At 68.9% G+C, this 12,490-nt stretch carries 14 protein-coding genes; 3 read left to right on the top strand and 11 right to left on the bottom strand.

From position 1 onward, the window contains the following. Positions 1–8: 8 nt before the first annotated feature. From FBQ73_RS19995 to rph, 5 genes are all read right to left on the bottom strand, one after another. A complete protein-coding gene (locus FBQ73_RS19995; RefSeq protein WP_138401250.1) occupies positions 9–692 on the bottom strand; it encodes a TetR/AcrR family transcriptional regulator in 684 nt (227 codons plus the stop codon). A 97-nt stretch (positions 693–789) separates the two neighbouring features. Further along, positions 790–1,626, bottom strand: a complete 837-nt coding sequence (gene proC / locus FBQ73_RS19990) for a pyrroline-5-carboxylate reductase (RefSeq protein ID WP_138401249.1) — start codon at positions 1,624–1,626, stop codon at positions 790–792. Between the two features lie 217 nt (positions 1,627–1,843). Then, positions 1,844–3,043, bottom strand: coding sequence for a radical SAM family heme chaperone HemW (hemW, locus tag FBQ73_RS19985; RefSeq protein WP_138401248.1), 1,200 nt, complete (start codon positions 3,041–3,043; stop codon positions 1,844–1,846). An 83-nt stretch (positions 3,044–3,126) separates the two neighbouring features. Then, positions 3,127–3,762 (bottom strand): RdgB/HAM1 family non-canonical purine NTP pyrophosphatase, encoded by a 636-nt coding sequence (gene rdgB / locus FBQ73_RS19980; RefSeq protein ID WP_138401247.1) that lies wholly within the window; start codon positions 3,760–3,762, stop codon positions 3,127–3,129. Then, a complete protein-coding gene (rph, locus tag FBQ73_RS19975) occupies positions 3,762–4,475 on the bottom strand; it encodes a ribonuclease PH (protein ID WP_138401246.1) in 714 nt (237 codons plus the stop codon). Before rph ends, rdgB begins: the two co-directional genes overlap by 1 nt. Positions 4,476–4,714: 239 nt before the next feature. Here rph and hrcA point away from each other — a divergent pair, with 239 nt between their 5' ends. Continuing rightward, the gene (gene hrcA, locus FBQ73_RS19970; RefSeq protein ID WP_392567246.1) at positions 4,715–5,833 is read left to right on the top strand and encodes a heat-inducible transcriptional repressor HrcA; all 1,119 of its coding nucleotides are present in this window, start codon (positions 4,715–4,717) and stop codon (positions 5,831–5,833) included. A gap of 149 nt (positions 5,834–5,982) precedes the next feature. Then, complete coding sequence (gene grpE, locus FBQ73_RS19965) at positions 5,983–6,639, top strand: nucleotide exchange factor GrpE (RefSeq protein WP_138401245.1); 657 nt, start codon at positions 5,983–5,985, stop codon at positions 6,637–6,639. A 238-nt stretch (positions 6,640–6,877) separates the two neighbouring features. Here the strand turns inward: grpE and FBQ73_RS19960 are convergent, their stop codons facing one another. Both FBQ73_RS19960 and efp read right to left on the bottom strand, forming a co-directional pair. After that, positions 6,878–7,264 (bottom strand): response regulator, encoded by a 387-nt coding sequence (locus FBQ73_RS19960; protein WP_210236841.1) that lies wholly within the window; start codon positions 7,262–7,264, stop codon positions 6,878–6,880. 230 nt (positions 7,265–7,494) lie between these two features. Beyond that, positions 7,495–8,064, bottom strand: coding sequence for an elongation factor P (efp, locus tag FBQ73_RS19955; RefSeq protein ID WP_138401243.1), 570 nt, complete (start codon positions 8,062–8,064; stop codon positions 7,495–7,497). Positions 8,065–8,206: 142 nt separating this feature from the next. Here efp and epmA point away from each other — a divergent pair, with 142 nt between their 5' ends. Then, on the top strand, positions 8,207–9,274 hold the full coding sequence (epmA, locus tag FBQ73_RS19950) for an EF-P lysine aminoacylase EpmA (protein ID WP_138401242.1): 1,068 nt from the start codon (positions 8,207–8,209) through the stop codon (positions 9,272–9,274). Between the two features lie 102 nt (positions 9,275–9,376). On the opposite strand, the gene FBQ73_RS19945 is transcribed toward epmA, so the two are convergent. The 4 genes from FBQ73_RS19945 to FBQ73_RS19930 form a co-directional block, all read right to left on the bottom strand. Next, complete coding sequence (locus FBQ73_RS19945) at positions 9,377–9,679, bottom strand: STAS domain-containing protein (RefSeq protein WP_012114549.1); 303 nt, start codon at positions 9,677–9,679, stop codon at positions 9,377–9,379. Then, positions 9,663–11,312, bottom strand: coding sequence for a Na/Pi symporter (locus FBQ73_RS19940; protein WP_138401240.1), 1,650 nt, complete (start codon positions 11,310–11,312; stop codon positions 9,663–9,665). Before FBQ73_RS19940 ends, FBQ73_RS19945 begins: the two co-directional genes overlap by 17 nt. A 239-nt stretch (positions 11,313–11,551) precedes the next feature. Further along, positions 11,552–11,995, bottom strand: coding sequence for an ATP-binding protein (locus tag FBQ73_RS19935; RefSeq protein ID WP_170218985.1), 444 nt, complete (start codon positions 11,993–11,995; stop codon positions 11,552–11,554). Positions 11,996–12,005: 10 nt separating this feature from the next. Beyond that, positions 12,006–12,356: an STAS domain-containing protein gene (locus tag FBQ73_RS19930; RefSeq protein WP_138401238.1), complete on the bottom strand. Its 351-nt coding sequence runs from the start codon at positions 12,354–12,356 to the stop codon at positions 12,006–12,008. Positions 12,357–12,490 lie beyond the last annotated feature (134 nt).

Raw genomic sequence — 12,490 nt, 5'->3', positions numbered from 1 at the left:
GGCTCATGTCAGGCCGCCGGCTCGCCTGCGGCGGGCGCGGCCTCGCCGGCCGGCCTGTCCTGCCCCGTTGCGGCCGAGGCGCGTCGCTTGCGCCACGGGATGGCGAGATAGGCCACGTCGTCCAGCATGCCGAGCAGCTTGGCCCCGCGTTCCAGCTCCTGGTCGAGGGTCGCCATGGTGCGGGCGAGGCCGGGATCCTCGTCCTCCAGCCACACATCCAGCACGCGGGCGAACAGCACGGCGAGGCCCTTGGCCCGAATGCTGCCGGCAAGGCCGGTGCAATCGAGGCCCGCCGACGCCACCATCCAGCGCTGGGATGTTTCCGACAGGCGCAGCAGGTGGAGCGCCAGCAGCGGATCGCGCCGGGCGGAGCGGCGCAGCGAGCGCACCGCCTCCCTGTGCGGCTCCAGTGCGTCGAGCCGGCGCATCAGCACCTCGAACAGGCGCTCCTTGGGCCCCTCACCGGCGAAATCCTCCGCATCCGGGCCGCCTTCCGACAGCACGTGCCGGTCGGTCGAACGGAAGAAGGCGGCGAGGAGATCCTGGGACGAGGCGTAGGACGCCCGCATCTCGGCAAGCGACACGCCGCAGCGCTCCGCCACGTCGCCGAGGGCGATGCGCGTGAACGGCCGCTCGGCCAGAAGGGCAAGGAAGCTGCGCAGGCAGGCGTCGCGAGTGGTCTCGGAGGTCATGTCTTTTCCTCGGGCGATCGGAACGGCGCGCCTTGGATCTTAAAAAAGAGAACGCGTCATCCACTCGGATTGCTCCGCAATCTGAGCGGCGCGTGCCCTAGCCCGCCAATTCTTTGCCCCTTCGGGTGGCGGCGGCAACCGCTTCCACCATCAGCGGGCCGAAACCGGCGGTGTCGTTCATCAGAACCCCAAGGGCCGCCGCGGTGGTGCCGCCCGGCGAGGTGACGTTCTGGCGCAGCGTGGCGGCGGGAAGCTCCGACTGGTCCATGAGCGCGCCGGCTCCAGAGACGGTGGCGCGGGCGATGCGGGCGGCAAGCTCCGGCGGCAGGCCGGCGGCGGCGCCCGCCTGGGCCATCACTTCCGCCAGCAGGAAGGCGTAGGCGGGGCCGGAGCCGGAGACGGCCGTGGCTGCATCCATGAGCGCCTCGTCGTCGATCCATTCCACGATGCCGATGGCGCCGAGCAGGGCAGTGGTGAGATCACGCTGGGCGGCGGACACGTTCGGCCCGGGCACGCAGACGCTCACCCCTCGCCCGATGGCGGCCGGGGTGTTGGGAATGGAGCGGACGATGGCCGTCCCCGCGCCGAAGATGGCGGACATGAAGGCGAGGGTGCGCCCGGCCATGATGGAGACCACCAGCGTCCCCGCCCCCACCAGCGGCGCCAATGGCGGCAGCGCATCGGGCGCCACCTGCGGCTTCACCGCCAGCAGCAGCACCGAGGGTGTCGGAATGTCCGCGAGAGCAGGATTGACGGCGACGCCCCGCGCGGCCAGGGCGGCGGCGGCATCCGCCGGCAGGTTCGGATCGAGCACCACGGCCTTGTCGGCGGGCAGGCCCAGCTTCAGCCAGCCTTCCAGCATGGCCCCGCCCATCTTGCCGGCGCCCAGCAGCACCACGGGACCGGACAGGGATTTCAGCACGCTCTCGCTCATTTCCGCCTCGTTGGACCGGCGCGCCGCATGGCGCACGCGCCTTTATACGTGCCAGCCTTATACCAGAGGCTCATGAGCTTGCGTCATGGGCCTCTGGCCAAGCCCTCGCGGCGCCCGGCTCCGGCTATTGCCGGAACCGGCTCTAGGATCCACATGGCATCGGTCGAAGACCGAGGCCGATGGTCTCATAACGCCGCAGGCGTGAACCGCGCCGGCCTCACTGCGCCAGCTGCGCGATCACTGCATTCAGCACCGGGAAGCCGGCCGGCGTCACCGCCAGCCGGTCGCCGGTGCGGGTCACGAACCCCGCCGCCGCCAACGCGGCGATGCGCGCCTCATCCACCCGTCCGCCGAGGCGGGCGTGGCGGGCAAGGTCCACGCCCTCCTTCAGGCGCAGGCCCATGAGCAGCATTTCGTCCGCCTGCTCCGCCGCCGACAGGGCCTCGTCGGAAACGATGCCGTGCCCGTGCGCCTCCACCCGCGCCAGCCAATCTTCCGGCGCGCGCTCGGTGAAGAGGGCGCGCCGGGTGCCATCCACCACCAGCCGGCCATGGGCGCCGGCGCCGATGCCGGCATAGGTGCCATACCTCCAATAGATCTGGTTGTGCCGCGCCTCGGCGCCGGGACGAGCGTGGTTGGAGACCTCATAGGCGGGCAGGCCGGCCTGCGCCGTCACCTCCTGCGTCACGTCCCACAGGGCGCGGGAGATGTCGTCGTCGGGCAGGATCAGCTTGCCGGCGCCATACAGCCGCTCGAACGGCGTGCCGGGCTCGATCGTGAGCTGGTAGAGGGACAGATGCTCGCAGCCCTCCGCCAAGGCGCGCTTCAGCTCCGCCGCCCACTGTTCGGGGGTCTGGCGCGGGCGGGCATAGATGAGGTCGAAGGAGACGCGCCCGAATGCCCGGCGGGCGATGGCCACCGCCGCCAGCGCCTCGGCCACCGAATGCATGCGGCCGAGGCCCTGCAAATCGGCATCGTCCAGCGCCTGCACCCCCAGCGACACCCGGTTGACCCCCGCCGCGCCATAGCCGGCAAAACGCTCCGCCTCCACCGAGGTGGGGTTGGCCTCCAGCGTCACCTCGGCATCGGCCGTCAGTGGCCATGCGGCGTCGATGGCCTCCAGGATGGCGCCCACCGTGGCCGGCGCCATGAGGGAGGGCGTGCCGCCGCCGAAGAACACCGTCTGCGCCTGCTTCGGGCCGGACAAGGCGCGCATGTGCGCGATCTCCCGGCGGAAGGCGGCGATGAAGCGCGCCTCGTCCGGCGGGGCGTGGCGGACGTGGCTGTTGAAGTCGCAATAGGGGCACTTGGCCTTGCAGAACGGCCAATGGACATAGACGCCGAAGCCGGCGGGGTCGGGTACAGGCGAGGCTCCCTCTCCCGCCTGAACTCGGCTGTTGCCGAGCTCAGTTTCCACGAGCTGAGGCCGCAAACATCCGGCCTCAGCTGGGGGAGGGTTCGCGTTGGTCCTATGGGACGAAGCCTGATCCAATTCTCCGCTCACCCCTCCAAACAGGCCTGCGACAGCTTCAGGAAGGCCCGCGCCCGGTGGGAGAGGCCGAAGCCCTTGGGCGGCATGGAATGCTTCTCGTCCGCCGTCATCTCCGCGAAGGTCTTGGGATAGTCCTCGGGGACGAACATGGGATCGTAGCCGAAGCCCTTGGCCCCGCGCGGCGGCCAGACCAAGGTGCCTTCCACCACCCCCTCGAATTCCTCCACGTGCCCGTCCGGCCACGCCAGGCACAAGGCGGAAACAAAGCGGGCGCGGCGCTGCTCGGGGGCGATGGCGCCCACCTTCTCCAGCTCGGCCTGCACTTTCTCCATGGCCATCTCGAAGTCGCGGTCCGGCCCCGCCCAGCGGGCGGTGTGGATGCCCGGCGCGCCGCCCAGCGCATCGATAACCAGCCCCGAATCGTCGGCGAAGGCCGGCAGCTGGGCCGCCTGCGCCGCCGCCTGCGCCTTCAGCCGGGCATTGCCGGAGAAGGTCTGTTCGGTCTCCTCCGGCTCGGTGAGGCCCAGCTCCCCGGCCGAGACCGCCTCCACTCCATGAGGGGCGAGCAGCATGCGCATCTCGATGAGCTTGCCGGGATTGTGGGTGGCCACCACGAGCCGGCCCTTGAGGATCCGATGGTCCATCAGCCCACCGCCAGCTTCTGCAGCCCCACCAGCTTCTCCACGCCGGAGCGGGCGAGCGAGAGCAGGCCGAGCAACTCGTCCTGCGAGAACGGGGTCTTTTCCGCGGTGCCCTGGATCTCGACGATGCCGCCGGTCCCGGTCATGACGAAATTGGCATCAGTCTCGGCCACCGAATCCTCGGCATAGTCGAGGTCGAGGACGGGCGTGCCGTTGTAGATGCCGCAGGACACCGCCGCCACGTGGTCCTTGAGCGGGATCTCCTTGACCATGGAGCGCTGGCGCATCCAGCTCAGGCAGTCATAGAGCGCGATCCAGGCGCCGGTGATGGCGGCGGTGCGGGTGCCGCCGTCGGCCTGCAGCACGTCGCAGTCGAGGGTGATCTGCTTCTCGCCCAGGGCCACGAGATCGGTGACCGAGCGCAGCGAGCGGCCGATGAGGCGCTGGATTTCCTGGGTGCGGCCGGACTGCTTGCCGGTGGTGGATTCGCGCCGGGTGCGATCATGGGTGGCGCGGGGCAGCATGGAATATTCCGCCGTCACCCAACCGCGGCCCTGGCCCTTGAGCCACGGCGGCAGGCGCTCTTCCAGCGTGGCGGACACGAGCACATGGGTCTCGCCGAACTTCACGAGGCAGGAGCCTTCCGCGTGGCGCATCACGCCCCGTTCAAAGGAGACCGCGCGCATTTCGTCGGCGGCGCGCTTGCTGGGGCGCATGGGACTTACCTCTTGTCTGGTCATCGGGCGCCCCTTTTAGAGCATTTTCGAGCGAAGTGGAGACCGGTTCGCGTGAAGGAAATGCGGCGGACGCCAAAGAGAGAACGGCTCCCGTGAACGGGGGCCGTTTTTGCGGGTGGCGGCGCGAGGGAAGCAAAGCCGCTCCCGATGCGCGACGGCGCTTGTGCGCGAGCCTGTTCATGGACACATAATACGGGTCCCGGGGCAGTCCCGGTTCAGTGGAAAGCGGTGACCCAGTGGCGCTCGATCCGTTCCAGCCCCTGTCGACCGGCGGCCTCGCGCAGATCGACCAGCGCGCGCGGGAGATCTTCCGCCAGATCGTGGAGAGCTATCTCGCCACCGGCGAGCCGGTGGGCTCGCGCAATCTCTCGCGCCTCATCCCCATGACCCTGTCGCCCGCCTCGGTGCGCAACGTGATGGCGGATCTGGAGACGGCGGGCCTCATCTACGCCCCCCACACCAGCGCCGGCCGCCTGCCCACCGAGCGCGGCCTGCGCTTCTTCGTGGACGCGCTGATGGAAATCGGCGACGTGAACGAGCGCGACCGTACCAATATCGAGACCCAGGTGATGGCCGCCGCCAAGACCACCACTGTGGAAGGCGTGCTGCAGGAAGCCTCCGCCATGCTCTCGGGCCTCGCCCGGGGCGCCGGGGTGGTGACCGCCACCAAGACTGATCCGCGCCTCAAGCATGTGGAATTCGTGCCGCTGGAGCCGGGCCGCGCCCTGGTCATCCTCGTCTCCGAGGACGGGCAGGTGGAAAACCGCGTGCTGCCTTTGCCGCCGGGCCTGCCCACCTCGGCGCTGACCGAGGCCACCAATTTCCTCAACGCCCGCATCCGTGGCCGCACCCTCGGCGACGCGCGGGCCGAGATGGAAAACCTGCTCGCCGAGCTGCGGCTCGACCTCGACGCCCTCACCGCGCGGGTGGTGGAGGATGGTCTTGCCTCCTGGTCCGGCGAAGAGCCGGGCGACCGCAAGCTCATCGTGCGAGGGCAGGCCAAGCTTCTGGAGGACCTGCGCGCGCTGGAGGATCTGGAACGCATCCGCCTCCTGTTCGACGACCTGGAGACCAAGCGCGAGGTGGTGGACCTGCTGGGCCGGGCCGAGGAGGCGCAAGCGCTGCGCATCTTCATCGGCTCGGAGAACCGGCTGTTCTCGCTGTCCGGCTCCTCCACCATCGTGGCGCCCTATCGCGACGGTCAGGGCCGGGTGGTGGGGGTGCTCGGGGTCATCGGCCCGACCCGGCTCAATTACGGGCGCATCGTGCCCATGGTGGATTTCACCGCCCGGCTGGTGAGCCGCGTGCTCGGCGCGCCGGGGGTGGACGCCGCCTGAGCCGATTGGGTCCGGTGGGCGAAACTTTCGGGGGCAGAGCCGCGCCGGGTCTCGCGCAGTCTTGATTTTTGGCGCCGTGGCCCCGATATCCGCGTTGACATTTGGTCTTTGCCCCTCACGGGGCGACATTCATGGCAGGGGATAACCGGATGAGCGAGCAGAAGCGCGCGCCCGAGACCGGCGGCGACGCAAGCGAAAACGGTGTGAACGCGGGCGTCAACGAAGCAACCGCCGAGGCGGAAGCCCTCGCGACCGCCGACCAGGAGATCGCCGGCGACTTCGCCGCGGAAAAGCAGCGCCTGGAAGCCGAGATTGCGAGCCTGAAGGACAAGTTTCTGCGCGCCTTCGCTGAGGCGGAGAACATCCGCCGCCGCGCCGAGAAGGAAGTCGTGGACGCCAAGACCTACGGCATCGCCTCCTTCGCCCGCGACGTGCTGAACGTGGCCGACGACCTCGCCCGCGCCCTCGGCACGGTGGATGAGGAGGCCAAGGCCACCGCCGACGGCGCCGTGAAGGGCCTTCTGGAAGGCCTGGAACTGACCGAGCGCGGCCTCGTCAAGGCGCTGGAAAAGCACGGCATCCGCAAGATCGAGCCGAAGGGCCAGAAGTTCGATCCCAACCTGCACCAGGCCATGTTCGAGGTGCCCGACCCGAGCGTGCCGTCGGGCACGGTGGTGCAGGTGGTGCAGTCCGGCTACGTCATCGGCGAGCGGGTGCTGCGTCCGGCCATGGTGGGCGTCGCCCGCGGCGGACCGAAGGCCGAGGCGTCAGCGTCCGGCAAGGACAAAGAAGCCGGGGCGGCCTGACCCCCCGGCCTTCAATCTGCAAGGCGTTATCGAACCAGAGCTTTTCCGGGGAAACTGACTGACTGGGGCCGAAGCGACCGGGCTGGAGCGCTACGCTCGACGGCCCTTGGTACGGCCCTTGGTCAAGCCCGGCGCGAAGGCCGGGATGGCAAGGGTCCTACAGGAAAAGGCTTCGTCCAAGCTGCAGGCCGGCGGTCTTGCAAGACCGCCGCACCAAGTCCTGTCCCAGCAAAGACCGTCACATACCGTTGGTGGCGTTGGCCGGACCGCGCAGGACGGCTTCCCCGGCCGCCCCCCCGGACAGCAGGTCCGACAAGGCTTCGGCGATGACCCGGCTGGTATAGGGCTTGGCCACGCGCGGTGCGTCGGCGAATTCCGCCGGCATGCGGACGCTGCCGGTGTAGCCCGAGCAGAAGATGAAGGGGATGCCCCGGTCCGCGAGGATCGATGCGGCGGGATAGACCGCCTCTCCAACGAGATTGACGTCGAGGATCGCTGCATCGACCTTTTCATGAGCGGCGGCTGCCATGGCAGCCGACAGGCTCGCGATCGGTCCAACCACGGTGCAGCCCAGCGACCTCAGATTGTCTTCCAGCCCTAAGGCTACAAGGAACTCGTCTTCCACGACGAGAACCCGCTTTCCCGTAAAGATCATCGCGATACGCCCTGACTACCAGTCGTTTCCCCCACAACGGACGGACTTGCGAAAAAGTTCCATTGCTTCCGCAGGATGCTGCGGCCGCGAAATGACGAGGCAAGGGCAAGGGAATTCAAGGGCGGCGGCACGAGACGGCCGGACCGGACAGCGAGGCAGGGCGCGGCGGGACGGATCTGGTCCGTCCCGCGCTGCGGCGCTCAGTCCTTGGCGCGCTCCACATAGGAGTTATCGGCGGTCATGATGACCACGCGGGTGCCGGCCGAAACGTGCGGCGGCACCATGGTGCGCACGCCGTTGGAGAGCTTCGCCGGCTTGTAGGAGGACGAGGCGGTCTGGCCCTTCACGGTGGGCTCGGTGTCCACGATCTCCAGCGTCACGCGCGCCGGCAGCTCGATGGCGATGGGAACGCCGTTATGGGTGGAAAGCATGCATTCCATGCCTTCCTGAAGATACACCGCCGAGTCGCCCATGACGTCCTTGGTCACGATCACCTGATCGAAATTCTCAGGGTTCATGAAGGTGTAGCCGTCCGAATCCTCATAGAGGAAGGTATGGGGGCGGTCTTCCACGAAGGCGCGCTCCACCTGCTCGGTGGTGCGGTAGCGCTCGGAGATCTTCACCCCGTCGGAGATGCGGCGCATGTCGAGCTGGGTGACCGGCGTGCCCTTGCCGGGATGAATATTTTCAGCGGTGAGCACCACATAGAGCTTGTCGTCGATATCGACCACATTGCCTTTGCGCAGAGAGCTGGCGATGACCTTGACCACGTCGCGTCTTCCTTGAACTTTGTGCGGCGGCGTGCCGCTCCTGATCTATCGGCGCGCAACATAGCGATCTTGGCGAACAAAACCAGTCTCGTGCCCGCCTTTCTGCCTTCGGCACCCTGCCGCAACAAGGATTTCGCGCCCCATGGCGGTATCGACGCCCGGCACAAGCCCCGATCCCAGTCCATGGTGGAGCCCGTCCGTCCACGCCGACCGGCGCCCATTCCTGCTGGCCCGCGGGCGCATGATGGCGGCGATCCGCGCCCGCCTTGCCGCCGAAGGCTTCATCGAGGTGGAGACGCCGGCACTCCAGATCTCCCCCGGCAACGAGGCGCACCTGCACGCCTTCGCCACTGACCTCATCGGCCCGGACGGCGCCCGGCGCACGCTCTACCTGCGCACGTCGCCGGAATTCGCCGCCAAGAAGCTGCTGGCGGCGGGGGAAGAGAAGATCTTCGAATTCGCCCGCGTGTTCCGCAACCGGGAGCGGAGCATGGCCCACCATCCCGAGTTCACCCTGCTGGAATGGTACCGCGCCGGCGCGCCCTATACCCGGCTCATGGAGGATTGCGCCGGCCTGCTCGCCTGCGCCGCCGAGGCTGGCGGGGTGTCGAGCTTCGCCTGGCGGGGGCACACGTGCGACCCGTTCGCCGCGCCGGAGCGGCTGACGCTGGAAGAGGCGTTCGCGCGCCACGCCGGCATGGCGCTGGCCACGGTGCTGCCGGCCCCCGGCGAGCGGCCGGACCCGAGGCCGTTTGCCGAGATGGCGGCGGGGCACGGCATCCGCACCGCCCCGGACGACACCTGGGCGGACATCTTCTCGCGGGTGCTGGTGGAAAAGATCGAGCCCCGGCTCGGCATGGGCCGGCCCACGGTGCTCTGCGACTATCCGGTGAGCGAGGCGGCGCTGGCCCGACCCAAGCCGGAAGATGCGCGCTTCGCCGAGCGCTTCGAGCTTTATGCCTGCGGGCTTGAGCTGGCCAACGCCTTCGGCGAGCTGACCGACGCCGACGAGCAGCGCCGGCGCTTCGAGGAGGAGATGGACGAGAAAGAGCGGCTCTATGGCGAGCGCTATCCCATCGATGCCGATTTCCTGGCCGCTTTGGCGGTGATGCCACCCGCGAGCGGCTGCGCGCTCGGCTTCGACCGCCTCGCGGTGCTGGCCAGCGGCGCCCGCCGCATCGAGGACGTGCTGTGGGCGCCGGTCGGCTGAGCGGGAGCCGGACCCACGCTCAGGCGCCGCGCGGGCTAGACTCAGGCCACGCTCAGGCGCCGCGCGGGCTAGACTCCGGCCACGCTCAGGCGCCGCGCGGGCTCAGGTGATTTCGAAAAGGGTCGAGAAGCCGGAAATGTCGAACACTTCCCGGATCTGCGGCTGCAGGGACGACAAGGTGAGCTTGCGCTTGGCGGTGCGCATGGCCTTGCCGGCCACCAGCAGGGCCCGCAGGCCCGAAGAGGAGACATAGTCCACGCCAGCGAGGTTCACGAGGAGCCCGCCATCGGTGGTGGTCACCACTTCCATGAGGCTCGCCTCGAACGGCTTGGCGTTGGGCGTATCCAGCCGTCCCGCCACCTTCAGCACCACCTCGGACCCGAGCTGCTCACGTTCGATGTGCATCGGCCTCTTCTCGCTTGCGCGCCTCGCCGGAGGCCGCGTTGACCACGGGATTAGCCTCATTCGCCGGAGCACGCAACGCCACTGCGCTGCGCCGCACCAGCCAGACCCCGCGCTCGAACAGGCTGGTGGCGAGCAGGAGCTGGCGCGCGTCCTCCCCCGTGCCCAGCGCCGATGCCGCGAGCTGGCGGCGGATGCGGCTCAGCAGGTCGCTGCGATCCCCGGCCAGCGTGATGATGAGGTCGAGGTCCTCCGCATCCCCGTCGGTGGCGTCGGCCAGGGACAGGATGATGGTGCGCAGGGATTCGGACAGGTTGAAGCCGAGGGGCGGCAGGTCGGCAAAGCCCTCCACCACCTCGGTGAAGGCGTGCAGCGTGTCTTGCAAGGTGCGCACGGTCTCCACCAGCGCCTGCAGGTGCAGGGCGGTCTGGAGGCTGCCCCTCGGCACGCCGCGGGCGATGAGATCGGACAGGAACTGGTCGATGGCGACGCCGATGGCGTTGGCCCCCCGCCACAAAGCGAGCCGCTCCGCCGGCCCGCTCTGGTCCTGCTGGTCGAGGTCCGGCAGCAGGGTGGGCAGCAGCTTGACCAGCCGCATGATCTCCTGTTCGGCGAGATCCAGCGCGGTGGCGAAGTCGCCCAGCGCCCGCTCGTGGATGAAGCGCGGCTTGGAGGCGCTATCCTCCATGGTGGGCGGGCTCAGCCGCGCGGCGATGGCCTCGGTCACCCCTCGGGCGAGGGAGACCGGCACCGCCCCGGCGACCTGCAAGGCCAGGAACAGCAGGGACAGGGAGGCCGACGCCTTGCCGCCCCCCATCTGCGACAGCAGGGCCACCGGCTCCGCCCCCAGCCATCCGGCAGCGAGCAACACAGCGCCGACGAGGAGGCAGCCCACTGCCTTCACCAGCACGTGAACATAGCATAGCTGCCGCCCGGTGCCCTCCAGCTCGCCGGCGGTGAGCACGGCGGAGATGCCGGAGCCGAGATTGGCGCCCATGACGATAATGATGGAATCGTCGAGGCCGAGCACCTGTGACTGCATCAGCGCCACCACCAGGATGGTAGGCGTGGAAGAGGACTGGCTGACAGCGGCGGCGATGAGCCCCAGCAGGAAGCCCACCCAAGGCGAGATGCCATGGTCGAGGACGGCGGCCAGCGCGCTCACGTCGAGGGCGCGCGGCCCCTGCTTGATGTAGTCGAGCCCCAACAGCACCAGGGCGAGGCCGAGAGCGACGCCCATCCATTCCTTGAAGGCCGGGCGGCGGTCCAGCTTGAACTGGAAGCCGAAGCCCACCATCGCCACCAGATAGAGCACCAGCAGGCGGAAATCGATGGCGGCCACGAACACCAGCGCGGCGGTGCCCACATTGCCGCCGGCCACGATGGGGATGGCATCGCGGGTGGTGAGCACCCCGCCGCGCACCAGATTGCCGCTGATGACCGCCACCGCATTGGAGGACTGGGTCGCCGCACCGGCCAGCGTGCCGCACAGCAGCCCCGCGAACGGCGAGCGGGTGGCCGTTCGCAGCAGATTGCGCACCCGCCGGCCCGTGGCCTGTTGCAGGTGCGTCGACATGATCTTCAGTCCGACGAAGAGCAGGCCCAGCCCGGCGAGAATTTGCGCAATGATCGCCATGGCTGCTCCGCAGCGTCCTCTTTCGGCATAGTGGGATGACCGGCGAGCTTACGGCGGGTCTGTATCATTATGACGACAGCGGAGCGATCCCGTCCGGTGCCACGGTGCCGCGGGCGGGGGGAGCGTCATGCAGGAGCGCTATGGGAGAGCACCATGGGGGAGCGCGCGCGGCCGCCCGCCGCCGGCCCCTCGCCTTTCTCGCGCTCACCGACTTGCCCTGCCCCGCTCCCGAACCGGCCTCAGTCCGGCTTGCCGGCAATCAGGGTCAGGTGATTTTCGTCACCTTCCCGGGCATAGGCGAGGGTTTCCAGGAAGTTGCGCATGAGCTGCACGCCATGACCGCCGATCTTGGCATCCTCGATGGAAGCCGGCACCACCGGTTCGGAGATGGTGGTGGGATCGAACGCCATGCCGTTGTCGATCAGCCGCACCGCCACCCGCCCTTCCGGCAGGCGATAGCACTCGATGCGGATGCGCGGGACGGCGGTGCTGTCCTGGAAGCCATAGGACACCACATTGGTCAGCGCCTCTTCCAGCGACAGCTCCAGGGCGAATCGGGTGGCCTGAGACCAGCCCTCGTCTTCGGCCAGGGCGCCGAGCCAGCCGGTTGCCTTGGTGATGTCGTCGATGCGTGCATCCACATTGAGGGAGGAGATCAGGCTTTCGGCGAGCAGCGCGGACATGGGCGTGCCGTCACGTGCCGCTGGAGGAGCCCGCCGCGGCGAGCGCCTCATCCCGCGTGGCGTGGATTGCCACCAGCTGGTGCACGCCGGTTGCAATCAGAACCTTCTCCACCTGCGGGTCGCAGGCACACAGGTGCATGCTGCCGCCCTTGCGTCGCAGCCCCTTGGCGCCCGTCAGCAGCAGCCGGATTCCGATGGAGGCCATGAACGGCGTGTGGGAGAGGTCCACCAGCACCACGTTCGCCGCGTCGCAGGTGGCCTTGAACTGCGTCTCCACCAGGGCAGCGCCGGAAATGTCGAGACGCCCGTCGAGGCTGACGAGGACGAGGCCGGGTCCGAGCGGCTGACTCTCGATCTTCATGCGCGCGTGTCTCTCACCATCAAAGCGGGCCGAACCGGCCACAAGGTGGCCCGCCGGCCGCGACAGCTTAGTGAAAACCGCCGGACGCGGAAACACCGGCGAACCACGCCGGAGCCTTCGCCCTCAGAGTTTTT

Source organism: Xanthobacter autotrophicus, assembly GCF_005871085.1.
Lineage (GTDB): Bacteria > Pseudomonadota > Alphaproteobacteria > Rhizobiales > Xanthobacteraceae > Xanthobacter > Xanthobacter autotrophicus.
Note: the sequence above shows the minus strand (reverse complement) of the source record. Positions and strands in the feature narration are given on the sequence as shown.